The organism is Bacillus sp. CH140a_4T (assembly GCF_008923725.1).
GTDB lineage: Bacteria > Bacillota > Bacilli > Bacillales > Bacillaceae_G > Bacillus_A.
In genome coordinates, this window is the sequence record NZ_WBPF01000021.1 from 791,951 (window position 1) to 814,258 (window position 22,308).

The window sequence follows — 22,308 nt, forward strand, 5'->3', positions numbered from 1 at the left end:
CTTTTTGTCAGTAGTAAAAGTGAAAGCCCGCTTATTATATAAACGGGCTTTATTTCTATATTCTAACCTTTTCTACCGCTTTTATTTGGCGATACTCTGGCTCCCAGATTGCTTCTTTCACTGCAATCTTGATATCGTTATCACTTAAGTTCTCTCTAGCTACACCTTCTGCAACGGCAACTTTCGCTACTTCAATTGCAACCATTTCCGAGATATTACGTAACTCTTCAACTTCTGGCAAAATAGGTGCTCCTGGCTGACTTGTATCTACCATGCTTGCAACTGCTTCAGCTGCTGCTGCGAACATTCCATCTGTCATGACGCTTGCACGTACGACAATTGTTCCAAGACCAAGTCCTGGGAAAATAAGTGCATTATTTGATTGTCCAATCACATACGTTACACCGTTGTATGTAACTGGTTCAAATGGACTTCCTGTTGCAACTAACGCTCTTCCTTCTGTCCACTCAATTAAATCAGCTGGTTTTGCTTCAGCAAGTGGCGTCGGATTCGACATTGGTAAAATAATTGGTCTTTCTACGTGAGAAGCCATTTCTTTAATAATCTCTTCTTTGAATGCTCCTGCAACAGTTGATGTACCGATTAAAATTGTCGGTTTTACATGCTTCACAACTTCAGCAAGTCCGATCGCATCATTTTGTTTCCACTCACTTACTTCCGATTCTTTTCTTGCATATGGCATTTGGAAATCAAGAAGATCTTCCATATCATCTGTCATTAACCCGTTACGATCAATACACCAGAAACGCTTATATGATTCTTCTTCTGATACGCCAACGCGGACCATTGCATCTCTAACTTGATCTGCGATACCGATTCCAGCCGTACCAGCACCAAACACAACAATGCGGTGTTCACTTAACGGTACACCCGAAACTTTCACTGCCGATAACACAGCAGCAAGTGAAACTGCACCTGTACCTTGAATATCATCATTAAATGTACAAATATCATGACGATATTTATCTAAAATTTTTCGTGCATTTCGAGAGCTAAAGTCTTCCCAATGTAAAAGTGCTTTCGGGAATTGTTTATTCACTGCTTGTACAAATGTATCAATAAATTCATCGTAAGCTTCACCAGTTATACGAGGGTGACGATTTCCAATATAAAATGGATTGTTTAATAGTTCCTCACGATTTGTACCTACATCTAAAATGACCGGTAATACACGGCTAGGATCGATTCCAACTGCGGCCGTATAAACAGCTAATTTCCCAATTGCGATGTTTATACCACCAACACCCCAGTCACCAATTCCTAATATACCTTCTCCATCTGTTACAACGACTAAATCAATGTTTTCTGCTGTTGCACCGATATTGGCAAATGCGTCTTCAATACCTGATGGATCGTTAATTGATAAATACACACCACGTGGTTTACGGTATTCATGACTATACCTTTGAATTGCTACACCGACTGTTGGTGTATATACAATTGGTAACATTTCACGTAAGTGATTTGTTAGTATACGATAAAATAATACTTCATTTCGATCATGTAACGCTGTTAAGTATACATTCTTTAATAAATCATCCGGCTGAGAACAAAATTGTTCATATGCTCGGCGTGCTTGTTCTTCTAATGTTAAAACTGCTGGCGGTAATAACCCTTTTAAACCTAATTCTTCTCTCTCATCTTGCGTGAAAGCGACCCCTTTATTTAAAAGTGGTGTTGATAATACTTCTACTCCTCTTAATGTTGTTTCTAATGAACCATTAGAACCTACTGTAAACTTACTCATAACATCCCTACCTCTATTCATATATAGCATTTCTATATTGTAAACAAAAAAGAGGGGCTTGTCCCCCTCTTCTTTTAATTTTTCTTTAAAAGAGTCGCTCCTGCAATCCCTGGGTGTGTCATTTCAAATGGATCTAGAATTAACTCTAAGTCTTCTTGTGACAATACACCATTTTTCACACAAAGTTCTCGAACGGATTGCCCTGTCGCAATTGCTTCTTTCGCAACGCGAGCTGCTGCTTCATAACCGATATGAGGGTTCACGGCTGTAATAATTCCTACACTCTTCTCAACATACTCTTTTAAGCGATCTTCATTCGCTTCAATTCCTTTTAAGCAATTATCTGTAAAGGCACGGAAACCGTTATTCATAATGCTAATAGATTGAAGTAAGTTGAAAACAAGTACTGGCTCCATAACGTTTAGTTCTAATTGTCCTGCTTCTGAAGCAAGGCAAATTGTATGGTCGTTACCAATTACTTGGAACGCAATTTGATTAATTACTTCTGGCATAACAGGATTTACTTTCCCTGGCATAATAGATGAACCTGGTTGACGAGCAGGTAGCATAATTTCCGCTAAGCCAACGCGTGGACCTGATGCCATTAGACGAAGGTCGTTCGCAATTTTAGACATGTTCATCATACATACTTTAAGTGCTGCAGATACTTCAGTATACGCATCCGTATTTTGCGTTGCATCTACTAAATCTTCTGCACCAACAAGTGGTAGTTCACTAATTGTAGCTAAATGTTTTACAACTGCTTCAATATATTCTGGAGCTGCATTTAAGCCTGTACCAACTGCAGTTGCCCCCATGTTCACTTCATATAAGTGTTGACGTGATTGCTGAATTCGTTTCATATCACGTTCAAGTACGCGAGAGTACGCTTTAAATTCTTGTCCAAGACGAATTGGCACAGCGTCTTGTAAATGTGTACGACCCATTTTAATAACATGGTCAAACTGCTCTGCTTTTAATTCAAATACATCATGCATATAACCCATCGTTTGTAATAAACCTTCTAATGCGTTTAATGTCGCGATATGAATCGCCGTTGGGAATGCATCGTTTGTGGATTGCGCCATGTTTACATGACTATTTGGACTAATATAATGATAGTCTCCCTTTTCCATTCCTAATAATTCAAGAGCACGGTTGGCAATGACTTCATTTGCATTCATGTTCATTGAAGTACCTGCTCCGCCTTGGATTGGATCTACGATGAAATGATCATGCCATTTTCCATCAAGAATTTCTTGAGCAGCTTCTGCGATCGCGCCGCCCTTGTTCAATTCCAATCTTCCTACATCTGCATTAGCAAGCGCTGCAGCTTTCTTTACAATTGCGAACGCTTTAATTAAGCCTTCATGGATTTTATATCCTGTAATTGGGAAGTTTTCAACTGCACGCATTGTTTGTACGCCGTAGTATGCATAGTTTGGTACTTCTTTTTCACCTAAAAAATCTTTTTCAATTCGAACACCATTTTTAACTTCAGTTAATGTTGCCATGATTATTCACTCCTTAACGATTTCTTATGCTGCTTTTGTTTCTTTGACTGTTTCTACATATTGTTTTGCTTTCTCATTATCGAATTCGCCTTCCCACTTCGACATAACAATGGCCGCTAATGCATTTCCTAATACATTGACAGATGAGCGAATCATATCTAAAATGCGGTCAATTCCCGCAATTAATGCGATACCTTCTAGTGGTAACCCCATTGAACCTAACGTTGCTAATACAACAACGAACGATGCACCTGGAACTCCCGCCATACCCTTGGATGTTAACATGAGAACGAATAATAACGTTATTTGCTCTGTCAGTGACATGTGCACACCGTACATTTGTGCAACAAATAATGCCGCTAACGCTTGATAAATAGCCGATCCAGTCAAGTTAAATGTATAACCTGTCGGAATAACGAAAGAGGCAACTGCCTTTGGACAACCGAACTCTTCCATTTTTCTCATTATATTAGGTAAAACAGCTTCTGAACTTGCTGTCGTAAATGAAAGAATAAGTTCTTCTTTTAAAATTTTCATTAATGTAAAAATGTTTACGCCAACCATTCGTGCATTAATACCTAATACAATCACAACGAATAGTATAACAGTTACGTATACAGCTAGCACTAGTTTTCCTAAAGGAAGTAGTGTTGCTACACCAAATTTTGCAACCGTAACCGCAATTAATGCGAATACACCAAATGGCGCAAATTTCATAACTTGATTTGTAACCCAAAACATCGCTTCGAGTACACCTTCAAAGAAGTGGAAAACTGGTTTCCCTTTTTCTCCAATTGCTGCAACTCCTAAACCGAATAATACTGAGAAGAAAATAATCGGTAATAAGTCACCTTGTGCAATTGATTCAAATACGTTTTTCGGTACGATATGAACAATCGTCTCAGCGAATCCTTGCTTCTCTGTAGCATCTGCTGTTTGTTTATAAGAAGAAATATCACTTTGCTGTAAGTTGTTCATATCAACGCCAGTACCTGGCTGGAATATATTAGCCGCAAGTAATCCCATTAAAATAGCGATTGTCGTAATGATTTCGAAATAAAGAATTGTCTTACCGCCCAGTTTTCCAAGCTTCTTCATATCTCCTACACCAGCTACCGCAACAATTAATGCTGAAATAACAATCGGTACTACAATCATTTTAATTAAGTGAATAAATATATCCCCAACTGGTGTGATATAAGAAATAGCCGTTTTATTACCATAGAAGATTGCCCCTACTACAATCCCTAAAACAAGTGCAACAAAAATTTGTGTTGCCAATCCGAATTTTTTCATTTATGTTCATCCCCTTTATGCGAACGCTTTCATTTCGTATTTATAAAAGCTTACTCACACATCATATAGGTGAACCTACAAAATCATACAAAAACCTACAAGTTCGTCACAAAAAATTCGAAAATTTTTCTTTCCTTTTTCATTGACACCTTTTCGTTAAAAAGAAATAAAATATACTTGATAAGTAATCAGATTGTTTCGTATAATCAAAAAGATATATACTTACAACAAATTGAAATGAAAAGGAGTGGGTGTTATGAAAAATCACACAAAGAAGTTCATCATATCTATTTCTTTTCTTTTTCATTTTCTTAAAAAGGAACAAAGGCATTTGCCTTTGTTCCTTTTTTATTGCGATCTATTATATAGGGGGAATTGTTATGAGGCCATATAAACGTGTCTTAATTAAATTAAGCGGCGGTGCACTTGCCGATCAAACAGGAAATAGCTTTAACTCCAAACGATTAGAACATATCGCAAATGAGATTTTATCCATCGTTGATTTAGGTATTGAAGTATCTATCGTCATCGGAGGTGGGAACATTTTCAGAGGTCATTTAGCTGAAGAATGGGGCATTGATCGTGTAGAAGCTGATAATATCGGGACACTAGGTACAATTATTAATAGCTTAATGCTACGCGGTGTTTTAACGAGTAAAACAAATAAAGAAGTGCGCGTTATGACTTCCATCCCGTTTAATGCTGTAGCTGAACCGTACATTCGCCTACGTGCAGTACACCATTTAGATAGCGGTTATATCGTTATTTTTGGAGGCGGAAACGGGCAACCGTTCGTTACGACAGATTATCCAAGTGTTCAAAGAGCCATTGAAATGAATAGTGACGCAATATTAGTCGCAAAACAAGGAGTAGATGGCGTCTTTACTAGCGATCCAAAGTATAATAAAGCAGCAAAAATGTACAAAAAACTAAACTATAACGATATTGTTAGGCAAAACATACAAGTAATGGATCAAGCCGCTTTACTACTTGCCCGTGATTATAATTTGCCAGCACACGTCTTTAACTTCGATGAGCCGGGGGTTATGAAAAGAATTTGTTTAGGTGAGCATGTGGGGACTTTGATTAATGATGATGCTTCATTGCTTGTGCATGAGAAATAATTATTTCTCATAAAAAAGGGGTGTCTATAAAAGACTCCCTTTTCTTTAAACTTTATAAATAAAAATCAACCAATCCCGCTAACTTTTCCTTACAACGCTCCCAAAACGATAACTTTTCAAAAAACTCTTTCGTCATTTCCTTTGAATCACGAAAATCTTTTGTTAATGCCTCATTCACGTCTGATACGATAGTTCCACCATGAATATACAAATTCATCTCATCATTAATATAAAAACTACGTGCTGTTATGTTCGTTGTACCGATAACAGTTAGTTCATTATCAATCAGCATTAACTTCCCATGAAACATTCCTTTTTTATAACCATATACTTTAATTCCGTTATTAACAGCTTGACGAATATACGGGTACGCCGCCTCTTTAATAAGAGGAATATCTGGTTTATATGACCAAAGTATTTTCACTGTAACACCACGTTTTTGCGCTTCCATTAATGCATTCATAAATTCTTTATTTTTCGCTATAAAATAAGGTGTTGTAATTACGATTGAATGCTTCGCTTGTTTTATTAATTCGATATATGTTTCAGCAACGTGATGTCCATTGTAGCTAGCCATCGTATGTAACGTATTCCCTTTACTCGCTTTATTCGTACTTCTTTTTATATGTTCTTTCGTATCTCGTTTCCAATCTAAAACGAATTGTTCTTCTAAATCTTTCGCTCCTTCTCCTCTAAGCCGCACATGATAGTCACGCCAATATCCAAATCGCTTATCTTTCCCTAAATACTCATCTCCTATATTAAAACCACCTGTATAGCCAATCTCCCCATCAATCGTCGTAATTCGGCGATGATTACGATGGTGAAGTGAATAAAATCCGAATGGCAATTCAGGTTTTCTACTATATGTAAAATGCACACCACTTTCCCGCAATTCATTTATCATCTTTCTTTCAAATGATAAATCATTAATGCGATCAACGGATAAATAGACGTTTACTCCTTCTTTTGCCTTCTCTTTTAATAAGTTTAAAAAAGTATGGCTACTTTTATCATCCGACAAAATAAAAAAATACGTATAAATAGATTGCTTCGCTTCTCTTATATCAGTAAATAACTGTTTATAAAATGACTTCCCTTCAACATATAATTGAAAATCGCTATAATGAGGTGCATACTCTGTCGGCATGTTTTTCCCGGCTTCCATTTTCCTACCTAAAGTAACATCGATATGCATCCAAATTACAATAAAAACAACAATGGCAATAATAATAGAAGTAACTCGCAATATTTTTTTAATCATTTTGATTTCCTTCCGCTCCTTTTCTTTCCACCTTTCTATTTTGTCATTCATATTTAGATTTCATGCTTCATACAAAAAAGGATGCGACTTTACGTCACACCCTTTTCATATTAAACAAAGTTCCTCGCATCATTATTTCTTCCAAACTTATAAATAGCAATTAAGAAGAATGCTACCGCAAAGGCAATTAAGATTAAAATATTTAAATACAAATCTGAAATTGGAATTCCTTGTTGTAGTTTTGATACTGTGTCTAATAGCCATCTCTGCGGAAGAAAATCAGCTACTTTTTGCACTGCTTTTGGCATAATGTCATACGGAAAATAACATCCAGCAAGTAAACATGTCGGTACAATAACCATATTTTGCATTGCATTTGCTGATGCTGAGTTTTTCGAAAAAGCAACAAGAACTAACGATATTCCAATCGCTATTAAAGCAAATAGCATGAGTACACCAATCATCACTATGAAAGGCATATTGATATTTATATGAAAAACATTCGTTAGGAATAGGGTTGTAATCAGAATTTGTACTGTTAATATCATCAAATTTACCCCGACATTAGATAATATGAACTTCTTCCCATCTATCGGCGTTGATAAGAGTCTGAAATACGTTCTATTTTCTTTTTCTTTTAAAATATAACCTGATAAGTTCGCTGCTGAAAATAGCATAAACATAATAAGGTAACCCATCGTTTGGTTTGTCATATCTTTATTTTTCGAAGTATCTTCTAACGTCTCAGTTTTCATTTTAAATGAACCTTTTTGATATCCTGCGTACATACTATCAAATGCACTTTGGTCTGTCCCTGCTACTTTACTAATAGCTGCTACATTATCAATATAGTTATATAAATATGATTTTATAAATGCTGTTACTTGATCACCTTTAATCGATGCAACTTCTATATGATCTGGCTTCCCTTCTCGAACACTTTTTGAAAAACCAGAAGCTAATGTAATAACTCCATCAAGTTTTTTGGAAGTGAGTTTATCTTCTACTTCCGACTCCTTAACCTTACTCACTTTCACGTGATTTAATCCTTCTAAAAACTTTATCGTATCATTTGCTATCGGCTCATTTTCTTTATTTACAATCCCGATATTTAACGTTCCTTGCCCCGCATTTCCGTATATCGAAAAAGAGATGAGCGTTCCTATTATCGGCAAACTAATAATAATGAATAACCCTTTTTTATTTTTCAAAAGTACAGATAGCGTTTTTTGTATGAGCCATAAAATATCTTTCATACTATAGCCCCTCCCGTCTACGTAATGCAATAATTGCAATTAATAAAAAGAGTGTTGAAATCCCGAGATTTAAACATATTACCGGCAGTGCCGCTCCTACATCGTTTGCATAAATAATTTTCATGACAGCCGTGTTTGCCCACATTAATGGTGATAAGTTCGTAATGAAATTTTCTTCTACTACGACATATGCCCCACCAAAAATAGAAGCTAACTGTATAACTACAAGAATAATCGCTCTCGATGATTCAGCTGTTTTCGTAATGTATCCAATCCCTAAACCGAAGCTAATCGCTAGAAAGACTTGTGTTAACAAAATAATAAATATGATTCCAAGATGGTCGCCCCAATTCGCTTGAAAAACAAATTTACTAAATAACATGACGAGTAATACGCAAAGGGCATTTGCTACTAAGCTACCAAGTACTTTTCCAATGAATATTTCCGCCTTACTTATAGGCGCAGCAATGAGACGATCTCCTGTTTTACGTATTCGTTCTCCTCGAATTAAAGAACTCGCTCCCATCCCAGCATATAGTGCAATCATCGTTGTCATTACAACCGCATAGTAATCCATAGAACCTGGTTTTTTCGCAGCTTGTAAAGATGTTTCTTTTATATAATCATTATGATTTCCGTTTGAAATAACTGCGCTCACCTTACTAGGATCTACTTTTGCAACCTCGGTCGCTACATTGTACTTATCAACAAATGTTGTAAGCATACCTTCCACAATACTTCCCTCAATACTACTTTTGTCACTTCCGTATAATTTTGCACCATCTTTATTTAACTCTACATAAGCAGCATATTTATTTTGCTTCACTTCTTCTTTCCCATCTGTACTATCGGAAGCTTTTTTAAAATGAATACCCGATTTATCGACTTCTTTCGTAAATGCTTCAAACGATTGAGAAAATATGCTACTCGCTTCATCTTTATACAGCACTTGTATATCCTTAATCGATTGACTATCACTATTAAATGCATTCGTTAACGCCGTTCCTAACACAAGCATAAGTACGACCGGAAATGCTAACATAAAAACTAAAGTTCTTACGTCCCTGAAATCTCTTTTAATATGCATAACTGCAATATTGAAGATGTTCAATTGATGAACCTCCCTTTACCTTTTCTTCATTTACCTTTTATTTATCTCGTAAGTTTCTTCCAGTCAACGTAAGGAATACTGTTTCTAAGTTTGGTGCCTGCTCCTCTAACGAGCGGATTTCAATGTCATGATTAATGAAGTGCTGAATAATTTTATTTAAATTGTTTACTCCTGCATCCGAGTTTACTTTAATTACGTTCTCTTCAATTTGAACAGCTTTCACACCGTTTATCTCTTTTAACTGTTCTACATCTAAATTTTCTACTGACTTCACTTCAACCCAAACGTCTTTCGTATCAGTAATAATCGCTTTCAACTGCTCTTTCGTACCTTCTGCAATTACTTTACCGTGATCTACAATTGCTATTTTCGTACAAATCTCTTCTACTTCTTCCATGTAGTGGCTCGTGTAAATAATGGTACTTCCCATTTCATTTAATTTTCGAACAGATTGGAGAATATAGTTTCTTGACTGCGGATCAATTCCAACTGTCGGCTCATCCATAATAATTAACTTCGGTCTATGAGCGATTGCACAAGCGATATTCAGTCTTCGTTTCATCCCGCCTGAAAAGTTTTTCGGGTAACTTTTATGTTTATCGCTAAGCCCTACAAACTGAAGTGCTTCCTCTACTCTCGCTTTTAGCTCAGCTCCTCTTAACCCGTACAATCCAGCAAAGAATTTCACATTTTCATAGGCCGTTAACTCTTCATAAATCGCAATATCTTGAGGAACAATACCGATATTCATCTTCGCAAATCGATTATGTTTCTTTATATTTTTTCCTAATATGCTAATTTCACCTTCATTACTTCTTAACAACCCAGCGATCATATTTATCGTTGTACTCTTACCAGCACCATTTGATCCTAAAAAGCCAAATATTTCTCCTTCTTTAATAGATAACGACATATTATCTACCGCGATGAAATCACCAAATTTTTTCGTTAAATTTTTGATTTCTAATGTATTCATCATTTCACCCCTATTTCAATTTCTCTGCTTTTAGTATAAACAAAAAGAATGAACCTGCTCAGTGCAGAAGTTCATTCTTTTCACATGAGATTATTCACTTTTTTCATATGAGATGATTCATCTTCGTCCGATTCTCTTATATCGGCAACAACATTGTTACTGAAAAACCACTTGTTCCGTCTACAATAATTTTCCCGTTTACTGACGCTGTTCTCTCCTCCATCCCCATAATCCCGAGACCTTTCTTAACGAGAGCTGCACCTTTTCCGTTATCCTTCACTTGCACTTTCACCATCTTGTTAAGTACATGAATATCGATCGAAATGACTGTCACATCAGCATATTTCATCGCATTAGTTAATGCCTCCGTAACATTTTCACCAATAATCTTCCACTGAATCGGCGAAATCATATCTAAATTCCCTTTATATACGAAAGGAATATTTACATCATGCTTACCGGCAAATTCCTCTATGAATAATTTCATACGATGAATGCCAATTTGCTCAGTTGGTGGCTTCATATTTTTTAATGTAACCCGAATACTTTCAATCCCATCTTTCGAAATATGAATTGCATTTTGTAATAACTCGGCAGACTTTTCTTTATCTATCCCCATTAATCTCTTTGCTGCCTCCATTTGAATTAGCGCTCCTGTCATCGAGTGGCCAATTTTATCATGAATTTCTTGAGAGAGCCGGTTTCTTTCTTCTAACTTAAATGTGTACTCTGATTGCTTTATGTACTCTTTATTTTCATGTAAGCTTTTCGTCAGCCGCTGCATATCTTTTCGCATCTTATCATTTTGTGATTCAAGCTTTAATACACGCGATATATACCGCTCTGCCATAGTTAATACAATGTAAGAAAATGCAACAATTAATCCATATGTCATTCGAATACTTTCATCTGTAAAAATAATAGGGATCATCATCATAATAAAGAGCTGCCATTTCTTCTTTATATATTGAAATATAAGTTCAAATAAATTCAATGGTAAAAACAAAATAAAAAGCGGATGAATCTTCCATGTAAATAACATAACTATTCCAATTGACAGAGAAGTTAATATGTTTTTGTGCGTACCTTTTTTAAATATAGAGATTAGCACGTTTACAGAAAGATATAAAAGCAAAGCAAGTATAATCCATGGTAAGTTCGCGACATTTAAATAAATGTAACTAAACACAATATATGTAAATACAATTAATTTACTTACAATTAACCAAAATTCCATATCTTTAATCTACTTTCCCTGTTAAATAATAAATCGCAATTTGTGTGCGATGTTCCAGTCCAGTTTTCCCTAAAACTGATGTAATATAATTAGCAATCGTTCCTTCTGATATGAAAAGTTGCTTTGAAATTTCTTTATTCGAGAAACCTTTCGCAATTAATGCGATAATGCTAAGTTCTCTTTCTGTAAAAAGATTCTTATCTATTTTACATTCGTCCTCTTTGCTCTCCATTAAATTGCTCTTAATTTTATCAAGCACTACATCTTGCATAACAGTTTGACCGTTATATACTCCTTTTATTGCATCACGAATACGCTCTGGATCATTATTTTTTAATAAATAACCTTTCGCCCCGTTCTTCACTGCGTCCAAAATATATTCATCATCATCGAACGTCGTTAAAATTAGTGGTTTCGTTTCCGTTTCTTCACAAATAAATTTCGTTGCCTCTACCCCGTTCATATTTGGCATACGGACATCTAAAAGAGCGATATCAACGTCGTTCTTTTTGCAATATTCCACCGCTTCCTTCCCATCATTCACAGTATCTACTACTTCGAACTCTTCATATGTATTTAAAATAATTTTCATGCCTTCTCTAATAAAAGAATTATCATCCGCTATTAATATTTTAATTTTCATGTTTGTTAGTATGGACCTTCCCCTACTAACATTCACATCCTTTCTTCACGTAACATTTCCCACTTGCTCATTATATACTTCTTTTTACCATTTTTTCACACCTTTTTTCATATAGCTTCCTTCCTAAAAATATATTATTCTTTTTTTACAACATGTGTAGGGTGACCAGCCGTTTCTTACGTCTATATAATAGAATGCGTCAAAAAGGAGGGAGAGACCCATTGAGGAAAAACAATTAATTGAAAAAGCACAGCAAGGAAGCGAACATGCTTTTCGTATCCTTGTGCAAACATATCGTCATTATATTTTTCAAGTTATCTTTTCTATTTTAAGACATGAAGAAGATGCGAAAGATGTTACACAAGAAGTATTCTTAAAAATTCACGCCGCTCTCCCAAATTATCAATTTCGCGGATTAAAAACGTGGATGGCACGTATTGCCACCAATCACGCTATTGATTATAAAAGGAAGAAAGCTAGAGAAAACGAAGAACTCTCCTTATGTAAAGAAACTGAGGAAAATATAAAATCCTCTCATAATATTGAGGCTTTATTATTGACGAAAGAGCAAAAATTACTCATTGCTCAAAAACTGAGAGAACTTCCCGAAAATTACCGTGACGTCGTTCTCGCACATTACTTAGAAGAAAAAAGTTATCAAGAAATTTCTTTACAGGAAAACATCGAAGTGAAAACAGTCGAAATGAAACTGTACCGGGCAAGAAAATGGATTAAAAAACATTGGAAGGAGGAAGAGTTTCTATGACGCATTATTCAAAAGAGGATTGGCGCAATTATACTTTAGATTTTATAGAAAGCAATGGACGTGAATCTATGGAAGAACACCTTTATGAATGTGATCATTGTTTAGCACTTTATATGGAAAGTATCGATGAACAACATGAAAACCTTCCAATGATAAATGATGATTCATTTACGAACGAAGTTATGATGCAAATTAATTTTGAAACGCTACAACCTAATGAAAATATAAAAACAAACTCACTAAAGCGCACCATTATTCACTACATAATTGCGACTGCGGCTACAATTATTTTTATGGTAAGTGGTTTATTCCAATATATTTTCACAGCGACATCAAATTTCGAGAAATCTTCAAAACATAACGAGTCTTCTATCTCACAACAAATTGTAAACAAATCGGTAGACACATCAAAAAAGGACGGAGGTTCAAAGCATGAATAAAAATCCCTTTTTAGCACTTGTATTAGGGCTAATTCCTGGGCTTGGACATTTATATTTAAAAAAGATAGGACGGTTTATTTTATATAGCGGAGGGGCTGTATTTCTATTTATCTTTGCAGCATTTTGTACAATAGCATTAGGAGCGCGTGATATTGCTTTTCTTTCTCTATTTTTACTAGTCGTGGTATGGGCGATCAATTTATTAGATTTAGTTATCACTATTATTAATCAATCGAAAAAACAAGCAGCCGGTGAATTTACAGAGTCCTCTAAAGAGAGCGAACGATTTTATATCATTCTCCTATCCATCATCCCTGGACTTGGTCATTTTCAATTAGGACTTATGCAACGTGGACTTACATTTTTAGTAGCTTGCACAGGAATCGGAAGTATGATTATTTTCGTTGCACTTTTAACATCGCAAGAAAGTTTCCTTATCTTCCTTATTACATTACCTGTTTTATGGATTTACAATTTCTTCGATGTTGTTCAGCAACTCCAGAAAAAAGAACGTGGCGAGCAACTAGATGATCGTACTATTTTCGAAGAGTTTGAAGAGCACCGTGAACAAGGAAAGAAAAATAAAACATTCGCTTCTATTTTAGCGATGTTCCCCGGAGCAGGACATATGTATTTAGGCTTACAACGCCGTGGCCTTCAGCTTATGGCAGCCTTTTTACTTTCAATATATTTACTCGACTTATTAAGACTTTCGGCGTTTTTATTTTTAGTACCAATCATTTGGTTCTATAGCTTCTTTGACGCTTTACAGCAAACTGCAAAGTATGGAAAAGAACGTGTAAATGACGAACCTATCATTGATTATTTTATCAATCATCAAAGATGGATCGGTATTGGGTTAATTACACTTGGTGGTTATTATTTATTAGATCAAACAGTTCTTCCTATTTTGAATGATTACTTTGCAACTATATTTAACATTCATCTTAGCGAGCTCTATTATCGCTATTTCCAAACATCTATCGTTGCACTCCTCTTAATTGGTGGCGGCTTTAAATTATTAGTTGGAAATAAAGAAAACAAAGGTGGTACAAAAGAATGAGAACATGGCGCGTTGGAACATTTTCAATGGGGCTTTCTATTATTTCATTAGGTTGCTTCTTACTATTTTCAGTTATAAAAGGTACGCAAGTATTAGATTCCTTAACAGCATGGTGGCCTGTTTTACTTATTATACTTGGCATGGAAATTTTACTATACCTTCTATTTTCTAAGAAGGAACAATCCTTTATTAAATATGATATTTTTAGTATTTTCTTTATCGGCGTTTTAGGAAGCGTCGGAATTGCTTTTTACTGTTTATTATCAACTGGATTACTAGATGAAGTTCGTCATTCTATTCATACCACTCGCCAAACGAGTAATATTCCAAGTGAACAACTTGATATACCTGAGTCTATCAAAAAAATTGTAGTGGATGCAGGGCAGCACCCTCTAACAATAGAGGGAAATCATACAAATCAAATTCACCTTCTTGGAACATATGAAATAACGACGAAAGCTAATGAAAAACTCAATTTAAAACAAGAAGATTTCCTTTCCGTTCAAACAGCTGGGGAAACGATGTATATCACTTTAAAATCATTACCAGTTCAACATACGTTATGGAATTCAGCACCACAGGTCAAACCGACACTCGTTCTTCCGCAAAATAAAAATGTAGAAGTTCGTGCTTCAAATAACGACCTATCCCTTTATCCAGGTCAATTACAAAATAATTGGTTTGTACAAGAAAGTTCAAATGTATCTGTCCATTTAACGAAAGAAAGCGATATATCTTTAATCGCCGTAACAAACAAAAAAGAAGCACACGGAAACACACCTTGGGAACTAGTTGAAGATTTAACGAAAAAAGAAGAAAATACTTCAGAAGAAAATAAAGAATTCAACGACCAAGAACATTGGTATAAAAATTCGATTAAAACTGGAAATGGGACGTACAAGTTAAATATTGAAAAAGCTTATAATATAAATATGAGTATTATTGAAAAATAAAAAACCTTCCACAATTGTGGAAGGTTTTTCTCATATAATTGCTTTAATTCCTTCTAGCACTAATCCAATCATAAATCCGCAAACAGCCCCGTTTACTCGGATCCATTGTAAATCTTTACCGACGTTATTTTCAATCATTTCAATTAATGTTTTATCATCTAACTTATCAAGGTTTTCTTGTACAAGCTTTCCGATTTTTGAATGATTCTTTTCCACAAGTGTGACAACTTGTTTTTGTAACCACTCTTCTATTTTTTGAACAGTTTGTTCATCTTCTTTTATTTTATTCATTTGTGTTTGTAAAAATGGAATAACATATTTATCCGTAAATTCTTCATTTTTCACAAAAGTAATTGCCCTTTGTTGTACTTGTTCCAGCATATCTTTAATTTTGTCAGTAGCATTCCAATTTACAATCCATTTTTCTTTCCAATTTTCTAATTCTTGTAGTAACGCTTCATTCTCTTTTACATTTATAATTTCTTGACGAATTTTCGCTAATATAAGTTGTCTTGTGCTATTATCTGCATCTTGTAAGCTGTTAATATTGCTAATAATAAACTTCTGCAAAATGCCGCCAATTTTATCTTCATCTACAATATTCATAAACGATTTCAAAGTAAACTGTAAAAATCCATCTACTTTTATGTTTTCCATCGCCTTCATACCTAAGCTTCCAAGCTGGTATCTCGCTTCATCTTGCGCTGTCCAATCTTTCACTTTTACTAATATGTAATCAAGTGTCTTTTCATCATATTCTTGCACAACTAATTGATCAACAAGCACTTGTAGTATGTTACTTGTATTAATTGTATGCAAATACGTTTTTATTTCTTTTTCAATAATAACCGCTAATTTTTCCGTATCTATTGTAACAATCGCCTTCTCAGCAATTGTTACGATTCCTTTTTTTACAGCGTCAGACTGCATTTCTCTCTCAGCAATTTGCAGTACCATTTGCGCTAGCTGCATTTCTTTTACTTTATTCGTAATACTTTCTTTCGTCAGCCACTCATTTTCTAACGTGTTAATGAGCCCTTTCGTTACTCGTTTACGATTTTTAGGTAATAACGCTGTATGTGGAATTGGAATTCCCATCGGATGACGGAATAATGCTGTAACTGCGAACCAATCCGCAAGTCCGCCAACTAACCCAGCTTCAAATCCCCCTTGTATAATCTCACCTGCTACCGTTCCTTGAAAAGGGATAGAAGCCGCAAAACCTACTCCCATAACCCCAAGCGAAATACCCGCTATATATTTAGTCTGTAATGACATCGTATACACATCCTCTTATTATGTAAAATAAAGCTTTTTGTTATGTTTATTTGATATTCGTTCTTTATATCTATACTATAATGAACTAATGCGAAAATAACAAAGAATTTATAATAATACATATGTCATATAAATAAAAAATGAGGCCACAATTAGCCTCATTTTTCTAATATTGTTAATGACTCACCTGTTTTATAATACCCATTCATCACATCTTCCGGAACCATACTACCGCCAGTTCCCCACACAATATGAGTACCTTTCTTCATCTTCTCCATTAATTGTTTCTTTTGTAAATATTCATCTTCTTTACATACTTTCACTGGCCCTATCATGCCTGCTAACGCAGAAGGTTCTAAATAAATATTTTCTGTATCTGCTAGTTCTTTTAATAATCTATATAACTCTTCATCACTTACTGTGTAATTTCCACTCAAAAATGGTTCCATCGTTTTACCGACGAATCCAGACGGTCTTCCTACCGCTAATCCGTCCGCGTCTGTCACATTATCAATCCCGATATCTTGAACTGCAATTTTATCATGAAGCCCTGTCATTAAACCGAGTAACATACACGGAGAGTGCGTAGGTTCCGCAAAGAAACAGTGAACGTTGTTTTTATACAGCAACTTTAAACCAAATGCGACGCCGCCAGGTCCGCCTCCTACTCCGCACGGAAGATAAACGAATAAAGGATGCTCTTCATCTACTACAATCTCTAACTCTTCTAATTGCTTTTGTAAACGCGATGCTGCTACTGCGTATCCTAAAAATAAATCATGAGAGTTTTCGTCATCTACAAAATAACAGCTAGGATCTGCATCAGCTTGCTGACGCCCCTCTTCTACTGCTTTACTATAATCCGCTTCATATTCAATAACGTTTACACCTTTACCTCTTAATAAATCTTTTTTCCATTCTTTTGCGTCTGCTGACATATGAACAGTTACATTAAAACCTAGTTTCGCACTCATAATCCCAATGCTTAGCCCTAAGTTTCCTGTAGAACCTACCGCAATTGAGTATTTCGCAAAAAACTCTCTACATGTATCACTATCTAAAATGGAATAATCATCTTCTTCTGTTAACATTCCATGCTGCAAAGCTAATTGTTCAGCATATTTCAGCACTTCATAAATGCCGCCTCTAGCTTTAATTGATCCTGATATTGGAAGATGACTATCACATTTTAATAGTAATTCTCCTAATATAGGTTGCCCGTAATTTTTCTCTAGAGACTGTTTCATAGTACATATCTTTACTAAGGGAGATTCAATAATACCGCCTGTTTCTTTCGTTTCAGGAAAAACTTTCACAATGTAAGGTGCAAAACGTTTTAATCTTTCTTCCGCATCTTTTACATTCTCTTCATTAAGTGGCGAATCTTTTATTGCCGTTTTATACTTTTCCATGTTCGGATTCACCCAAAATACTTCTTCTGTTGCGATTAATTTATTTATTAGTGGATATTCCTCTTTTAAATTCTCTATTCCCTTCATTTCTCTTCCTCCTCATAACCTTGTAGCTTACGATTCAATAAATTATAATTAAATTAATTTTAATATAGTTTAACATAAATCATTTACTTTAGTTAACTTTAATTTAATTTATTTAAATATAATTTAATAATCATTAAGGAGCTTTCATTATGGAAAATATAGATATCGGTAAAAAGATTGAAAAACAAAGAAAAGAAAAAGGGCTAACGAGTAAAGACTTAGCAAAGATGGCCGAGATTACACCATCTATGTTAAGTCAAATTGAGCGCGGGTCTGCTAACCCTTCTATACAAACATTAAAAGTACTCGCTAAAGCGTTAGAAGTTCCAACATTTAGCTTTTTACTTGAAGATACAAATACAGACGATTTAATTGTACGTTCTCATAAACGAAAAAAAATGATTATCGATAATTTATCATATGAATTGTTATCACCTGATTTCACAGGAAATTTAGCAACAGCAATTATGACTGTTCCGCCGAATACAGCTTCATCAGAAAATGTATTAGAACATAAAGGTGAAGAATTGGCATTTGTGTTAGACGGAACAATTACATTGTATTTAAACGAAGAAGAGTACACTTTAGAAACAGGTGATAGCGTAAAAATACCCGCTTATTTAAAACATAAATGGGTAAATCAATTCGAGAAAAATGCGATTGTTTTATTTTCTGTTACTCCGCCGATTTTTTAATACACATTAAAAAGATAGCCACGTACGGACACACTCCATACGTGGCTATCTTTTTATTTTTTCGGCATCAACAAAATCCCTAAACTAATAACAAAGAAGCTCATCATTTGCTGTATTGATAAACCAAATAGAACCGAGTGTTGTTCGCTAATAAGCGAAATAATAATATGAGCAACACCCTCAACTATTAGAAAAACACTTATGTTCTTTCCATTTCCGAGTCTTTCATTTTTCATCCATAACAAGCCTATTATGCAAAGGGCAAGGATGATCTCGTATACAAAAATGGGGTGATATAAAAATTTAGATTCGTATATTTTCACACCCCAAGGCAATGTCGTTTGTACACCTACTTTTTGGTGGAATAGAAAATAAAAAACAATACTCATACATAATCCAATAGGCAATGTATCAAGTAAAATACGAATTGAAAATGGCTCCTTTTTACTTTTCCAAACAATGTATACACTCGCAATTATGCATCCTGCTATAATATGCTTCATACTTCCTATAGCTAATAATGCTTGCACTGGCGACTTAAAAGCCCATACTGGATTTAAAAATGCCGGTGCAAATTTCCACACAAATACGATGATTAGAAAAGCATTCGTTACTGCATCCATCATTTTTTCATATGGTACGCTTTGGCTCTTCATCTTTCGTTTCATCAACATAAATCCAAATAGACTTCCAATAATAAGAGATACGGGTTGTAACCTCACGATCCACTCCATTAATATAAAATCCCCTCTTTAACCCTCAATTAATTTCTTAAATTTCTCTTCTAATTGATCTGGAGGTAATACGCCTCGTACTTGCTCTACAATCATTCCATCTTTATTAACAAAAAATGTCGTCGGTAACGAGAATACTTTATAATCTAACCCAGCTACTCCATCCATATCTAGTAGAACCGGAAACTCAAATCCATAGCGATCCGCAAATGCACTTGCTTCTTGCACTGGGTCACTTACAGTTGCATTCACTGCAAAAATTTCAACTTCCTTTTTATATTTATCATACATACGAACTAAGTCAGGTGCCTCCATTTCACATGGACCACACCATGATGCCCAAAAATTAATCAGATATGGTTTTCCTTTTGCATCATTTAACGAATATAGCTTACCGTCTAATCCTTTTAACGTTATGTTTGGCGCTTTAAATCCTACTTGTGGTAATACTTCTTTTTCTTGTAACTCCGCTTGTTTTGCTTTTCTTTCTTTTTCTTCTTTTTTTGTATTATAAAAGTTAACTCCGGCCCAAATTAGTGCCCCGGCCAATATAATCGCAATTAGTTTCTTCACTTTTCTTCCTCCCCATTATTAAAAACCTGTAAATCCACCGAATAGACGAATAAAAAATGCCGTAATTTTCGTCATTTGATTTGTGTACAATAAAACACCTGTTATAATCATCATTCCGCCGCCAATTTTCATCATGACATTGGCATATGTAACGATCCATTTTACCTTCCCAATAAAGAATGCCATTACGAAAAACGGAACCGCAAACCCAAGAGTATATGCGGTAATATAAAGAAGTGCTCCTTCAGGATTCGTCGCACCAAGCATGAGTACAGCTGAAAATATCGGCCCCACACATGGCGTCCAACCCGCTGCATATGTCATACCGACTAAAATCGAACGAATATATCCAGTCGATTTACTTCTATACTGCACTTTTTTCTCTGCCATAAGCCACTTAGGTTGAAACAAGCCTGTCATAAACAGTCCCATCAAAACAATAAAAATCCCACCAATTTGTTGAATCAATTTTTGGTTAGATGAAAATGTTATTCCAATCCAGCTTACCGATAAACCTAACGCGTAAAAAATAACCGAAAATCCGATCATAAAAAATACAGTATGCATAATCGCTGATTTTTGCATCATTCCACGATTATCTTTTAAATCTTGAATAGATACACCTGTAATATATGATAAATAAGATGGATATAACGGTAAAGAACATGGTGATATAAATGACAATACCCCTGCTCCAGCTACAAGCCAAATTGTTAAATCTGCCGCATTCATTTAACTCCCCCTAACACACTACAATTAGTAGTGTTAATTCTTAAAAAAAGAGGCTATATGCACTCTCCGACAATAAGTACAACCGACATACAGAATAGGCCTAATGTTATATATACCGAATTTGTATGTAACGGAATAGTAAGCTTAACAACTTTTTCATTTAACACTTGCTCGATTCGTAAATTTATTGCTGTTTTTGCAAATGAAGCTGTCACACATCGATTTTCCATCGTCTTTATTTTAATTAATTTTAATAATGCACTGCCTAATTCGAATTTAGATTTCATTTTTCGCATTGCATACTTATCTGCAGCTAACTCCTGATACACATGATAACGCTGCAATAACCCTTTTAATATCGGGATGTACACCATTCCTTCTGCTAATAACGTAAAACAAAATAATTTTAATGGATCTCGATTCGTTTGATGATATTCTTCATGGAAAATAATCGCATCCATTTCTTCATCTGAAAATGTTTGAAGCATCCCTTCTGACATGACGACTTTCGGACGAAATAATCCAATTGTAAATGCCGCAACTTCCTCGGTCGGCAATATATATATTTGTTTTCCTTTTCGAATGAAAGGAATAAGTACTTTTTGTAACTTTTTACTATAGAAAAATTGTCGCCAAATTCTTTTGCACACGATGAACACAGTAAGTAGTAGTAATCCAGTAATTATAATACGAATGAGTGATAATTCCTTCATATGTTGTTCTAATTGGAACAAGCAAAAATTCGAAAGAAAGAACGCCTTATTTTGAAACAGAAATGGATATGTAACGTAATACACTGACATACTAAAAAAGAGGATACTAACAATCACTGCTAACAATACGATTTTACGCATTTGCCACTTCATTTTATTGATCCTCTTTTTTTAACTGACTCAATTTGTCTTCTAATTTTTTTATTAAAGTCGAATCAGCCTGCTCTAACTCATCTAGCATATGATTTACAACTAAATCTCCAAACTCCCCCATCAATTCCTGTGTCATTTTCTTCGTTTGATTGGATAAGAATTCTTCTTTTGTTTGTATAGTACGATATATGCCACTTCTTTTCACAGTCTGTTTTTCTAAGTGCAATTTCTCTACTAACCTGTTCATAACTGTCATTACAGTATTAAAATTCACAGGTGATTCTTCACTTAATTTCTGCTGCACTTCTTTAATCGTAATACCATCGGTGGACCAAACAATCTCCATAATTTTCGCTTCAAGTGGCCCAAAGAAATGATTTAACCCTTGCTCATTTAACTTATAGTTTTGAGTAAACATAGTATGGCTCCTTTCACACTACGAATTGTAGTATAAATTAAATGAAAGGTCAAACGCGAATGATATACACTAAAATTCAATACTTATAAATCAATAGGTCAT

Annotated in this window: 22 protein-coding genes; 6 read left to right on the forward strand and 16 right to left on the reverse strand. The window is 34.9% G+C overall.

Translation table 11 applies throughout. From position 1 onward, the window contains the following. Positions 1–55: 55 nt before the first annotated feature. From malS to F8162_RS25765, 3 genes are all read right to left on the reverse strand, one after another. Positions 56–1,768, reverse strand: coding sequence for an oxaloacetate-decarboxylating malate dehydrogenase (malS, locus tag F8162_RS25755; RefSeq protein WP_151630889.1), 1,713 nt, complete (start codon positions 1,766–1,768; stop codon positions 56–58). A 74-nt stretch (positions 1,769–1,842) separates the two neighbouring features. Further along, entirely contained in the window at positions 1,843–3,282 is a 1,440-nt protein-coding gene (gene aspA / locus F8162_RS25760) for an aspartate ammonia-lyase (protein WP_151630890.1), read from the reverse strand. A gap of 24 nt (positions 3,283–3,306) precedes the next feature. Next, the gene (locus tag F8162_RS25765; RefSeq protein WP_000713281.1) at positions 3,307–4,578 is read right to left on the reverse strand and encodes a cation:dicarboxylate symporter family transporter; all 1,272 of its coding nucleotides are present in this window, start codon (positions 4,576–4,578) and stop codon (positions 3,307–3,309) included. 380 nt (positions 4,579–4,958) lie between these two features. On the opposite strand from F8162_RS25765, the gene pyrH reads away from it, so the two are divergent. Beyond that, the gene (gene pyrH, locus F8162_RS25770; RefSeq protein WP_151630891.1) at positions 4,959–5,702 is read left to right on the forward strand and encodes a UMP kinase; all 744 of its coding nucleotides are present in this window, start codon (positions 4,959–4,961) and stop codon (positions 5,700–5,702) included. Positions 5,703–5,754: 52 nt separating this feature from the next. On the opposite strand, the gene cls is transcribed toward pyrH, so the two are convergent. The 6 genes from cls to F8162_RS25800 all read right to left on the reverse strand — a co-directional run bounded on the left by cls (position 5,755) and on the right by F8162_RS25800 (position 12,189). Next, a complete protein-coding gene (gene cls / locus F8162_RS25775; protein WP_151630892.1) occupies positions 5,755–6,966 on the reverse strand; it encodes a cardiolipin synthase in 1,212 nt (403 codons plus the stop codon). A 110-nt stretch (positions 6,967–7,076) separates the two neighbouring features. After that, positions 7,077–8,222 carry an ABC transporter permease gene (locus tag F8162_RS25780; RefSeq protein ID WP_151630893.1) on the reverse strand — a complete coding sequence of 382 codons (1,146 nt, stop codon included), beginning with the start codon at positions 8,220–8,222 and terminating at the stop codon, positions 7,077–7,079. Position 8,223: 1 nt separating this feature from the next. Then, entirely contained in the window at positions 8,224–9,333 is a 1,110-nt protein-coding gene (locus F8162_RS25785; protein WP_151630894.1) for an ABC transporter permease, read from the reverse strand. A gap of 37 nt (positions 9,334–9,370) precedes the next feature. Continuing rightward, the gene (locus F8162_RS25790) at positions 9,371–10,309 is read right to left on the reverse strand and encodes an ATP-binding cassette domain-containing protein (protein WP_144610894.1); all 939 of its coding nucleotides are present in this window, start codon (positions 10,307–10,309) and stop codon (positions 9,371–9,373) included. A 136-nt stretch (positions 10,310–10,445) separates the two neighbouring features. After that, entirely contained in the window at positions 10,446–11,546 is a 1,101-nt protein-coding gene (locus F8162_RS25795; protein ID WP_151630895.1) for a sensor histidine kinase, read from the reverse strand. A 4-nt stretch (positions 11,547–11,550) separates the two neighbouring features. Next, the gene (locus F8162_RS25800) at positions 11,551–12,189 is read right to left on the reverse strand and encodes a response regulator transcription factor (RefSeq protein WP_151630896.1); all 639 of its coding nucleotides are present in this window, start codon (positions 12,187–12,189) and stop codon (positions 11,551–11,553) included. Between the two features lie 283 nt (positions 12,190–12,472). Between F8162_RS25800 and F8162_RS25810 the strand changes: the two genes are divergently transcribed. From F8162_RS25810 to exsE, 4 genes are read left to right on the forward strand one after another with little or no spacing between them, the layout of a single operon-like run. Beyond that, positions 12,473–12,955 (forward strand): RNA polymerase sigma factor, encoded by a 483-nt coding sequence (locus F8162_RS25810; protein ID WP_242673320.1) that lies wholly within the window; start codon positions 12,473–12,475, stop codon positions 12,953–12,955. Continuing rightward, positions 12,952–13,395, forward strand: a complete 444-nt coding sequence (locus F8162_RS25815) for a hypothetical protein (RefSeq protein ID WP_151630897.1) — start codon at positions 12,952–12,954, stop codon at positions 13,393–13,395. The genes F8162_RS25810 and F8162_RS25815 overlap by 4 nt, the downstream gene beginning before the upstream one ends. Then, positions 13,388–14,458 (forward strand): hypothetical protein, encoded by a 1,071-nt coding sequence (locus F8162_RS25820; protein ID WP_151630898.1) that lies wholly within the window; start codon positions 13,388–13,390, stop codon positions 14,456–14,458. The genes F8162_RS25815 and F8162_RS25820 overlap by 8 nt, the downstream gene beginning before the upstream one ends. Then, positions 14,455–15,411, forward strand: a complete 957-nt coding sequence (gene exsE, locus F8162_RS25825; protein WP_151630899.1) for an exosporium protein ExsE — start codon at positions 14,455–14,457, stop codon at positions 15,409–15,411. The genes F8162_RS25820 and exsE overlap by 4 nt, the downstream gene beginning before the upstream one ends. 30 nt (positions 15,412–15,441) lie before the next feature. On the opposite strand, the gene F8162_RS25830 is transcribed toward exsE, so the two are convergent. Continuing rightward, positions 15,442–16,689 (reverse strand): DUF445 domain-containing protein, encoded by a 1,248-nt coding sequence (locus F8162_RS25830; protein WP_151630900.1) that lies wholly within the window; start codon positions 16,687–16,689, stop codon positions 15,442–15,444. Positions 16,690–16,847: 158 nt separating this feature from the next. Then, positions 16,848–18,188: a D-serine ammonia-lyase gene (gene dsdA, locus F8162_RS25835; protein WP_151630901.1), complete on the reverse strand. Its 1,341-nt coding sequence runs from the start codon at positions 18,186–18,188 to the stop codon at positions 16,848–16,850. 149 nt (positions 18,189–18,337) lie between these two features. On the opposite strand from dsdA, the gene F8162_RS25840 reads away from it, so the two are divergent. Next, entirely contained in the window at positions 18,338–18,883 is a 546-nt protein-coding gene (locus tag F8162_RS25840; RefSeq protein WP_151630902.1) for a helix-turn-helix domain-containing protein, read from the forward strand. A 53-nt stretch (positions 18,884–18,936) separates the two neighbouring features. Here F8162_RS25840 and F8162_RS25845 read toward each other — a convergent pair whose 3' ends face one another. Genes F8162_RS25845 through F8162_RS25865 form a run of 5 tightly spaced genes read right to left on the reverse strand, consistent with a single transcriptional unit; the run spans position 18,937 to position 22,206 of the window. Next, positions 18,937–19,617 carry a prolipoprotein diacylglyceryl transferase family protein gene (locus tag F8162_RS25845; RefSeq protein WP_151630903.1) on the reverse strand — a complete coding sequence of 227 codons (681 nt, stop codon included), beginning with the start codon at positions 19,615–19,617 and terminating at the stop codon, positions 18,937–18,939. A gap of 18 nt (positions 19,618–19,635) precedes the next feature. Beyond that, complete coding sequence (locus tag F8162_RS25850) at positions 19,636–20,190, reverse strand: TlpA family protein disulfide reductase (RefSeq protein WP_151630904.1); 555 nt, start codon at positions 20,188–20,190, stop codon at positions 19,636–19,638. A gap of 18 nt (positions 20,191–20,208) precedes the next feature. Continuing rightward, positions 20,209–20,922, reverse strand: a complete 714-nt coding sequence (gene ccdA, locus F8162_RS25855) for a cytochrome c-type biogenesis protein CcdA (RefSeq protein WP_151630905.1) — start codon at positions 20,920–20,922, stop codon at positions 20,209–20,211. Between the two features lie 53 nt (positions 20,923–20,975). Next, positions 20,976–21,788 carry a M56 family metallopeptidase gene (locus F8162_RS25860; RefSeq protein ID WP_151630906.1) on the reverse strand — a complete coding sequence of 271 codons (813 nt, stop codon included), beginning with the start codon at positions 21,786–21,788 and terminating at the stop codon, positions 20,976–20,978. A 1-nt stretch (position 21,789) separates the two neighbouring features. Beyond that, positions 21,790–22,206, reverse strand: a complete 417-nt coding sequence (locus F8162_RS25865; protein ID WP_151630907.1) for a BlaI/MecI/CopY family transcriptional regulator — start codon at positions 22,204–22,206, stop codon at positions 21,790–21,792. Positions 22,207–22,308 lie beyond the last annotated feature (102 nt).

What these genes read in the sequence shown, in the direction of transcription:
- malS (WP_151630889.1), bottom strand. Translation starts at nt 1,768, where the DNA reads ATGAGTAAGTTTACAGTAGGTTCTAATGGTTCATTAGAAACAACATTA.
- aspA (WP_151630890.1), bottom strand. Translation starts at nt 3,282, where the DNA reads ATGGCAACATTAACTGAAGTTAAAAATGGTGTTCGAATTGAAAAAGAT.
- F8162_RS25765 (WP_000713281.1), bottom strand. Translation starts at nt 4,578, where the DNA reads ATGAAAAAATTCGGATTGGCAACACAAATTTTTGTTGCACTTGTTTTA.
- pyrH (WP_151630891.1), top strand. Translation starts at nt 4,959, where the DNA reads ATGAGGCCATATAAACGTGTCTTAATTAAATTAAGCGGCGGTGCACTT.
- cls (WP_151630892.1), bottom strand. Translation starts at nt 6,966, where the DNA reads ATGATTAAAAAAATATTGCGAGTTACTTCTATTATTATTGCCATTGTT.
- F8162_RS25780 (WP_151630893.1), bottom strand. Translation starts at nt 8,222, where the DNA reads ATGAAAGATATTTTATGGCTCATACAAAAAACGCTATCTGTACTTTTG.
- F8162_RS25790 (WP_144610894.1), bottom strand. Translation starts at nt 10,309, where the DNA reads ATGAATACATTAGAAATCAAAAATTTAACGAAAAAATTTGGTGATTTC.
- F8162_RS25795 (WP_151630895.1), bottom strand. Translation starts at nt 11,546, where the DNA reads ATGGAATTTTGGTTAATTGTAAGTAAATTAATTGTATTTACATATATT.
- F8162_RS25800 (WP_151630896.1), bottom strand. Translation starts at nt 12,189, where the DNA reads ATGAAAATTAAAATATTAATAGCGGATGATAATTCTTTTATTAGAGAA.
- F8162_RS25815 (WP_151630897.1), top strand. Translation starts at nt 12,952, where the DNA reads ATGACGCATTATTCAAAAGAGGATTGGCGCAATTATACTTTAGATTTT.
- F8162_RS25820 (WP_151630898.1), top strand. Translation starts at nt 13,388, where the DNA reads ATGAATAAAAATCCCTTTTTAGCACTTGTATTAGGGCTAATTCCTGGG.
- exsE (WP_151630899.1), top strand. Translation starts at nt 14,455, where the DNA reads ATGAGAACATGGCGCGTTGGAACATTTTCAATGGGGCTTTCTATTATT.
- F8162_RS25830 (WP_151630900.1), bottom strand. Translation starts at nt 16,689, where the DNA reads ATGTCATTACAGACTAAATATATAGCGGGTATTTCGCTTGGGGTTATG.
- dsdA (WP_151630901.1), bottom strand. Translation starts at nt 18,188, where the DNA reads ATGAAGGGAATAGAGAATTTAAAAGAGGAATATCCACTAATAAATAAA.
- F8162_RS25840 (WP_151630902.1), top strand. Translation starts at nt 18,338, where the DNA reads ATGGAAAATATAGATATCGGTAAAAAGATTGAAAAACAAAGAAAAGAA.
- F8162_RS25845 (WP_151630903.1), bottom strand. Translation starts at nt 19,617, where the DNA reads ATGGAGTGGATCGTGAGGTTACAACCCGTATCTCTTATTATTGGAAGT.
- ccdA (WP_151630905.1), bottom strand. Translation starts at nt 20,922, where the DNA reads ATGAATGCGGCAGATTTAACAATTTGGCTTGTAGCTGGAGCAGGGGTA.
- F8162_RS25860 (WP_151630906.1), bottom strand. Translation starts at nt 21,788, where the DNA reads ATGAAGTGGCAAATGCGTAAAATCGTATTGTTAGCAGTGATTGTTAGT.
- F8162_RS25865 (WP_151630907.1), bottom strand. Translation starts at nt 22,206, where the DNA reads ATGTTTACTCAAAACTATAAGTTAAATGAGCAAGGGTTAAATCATTTC.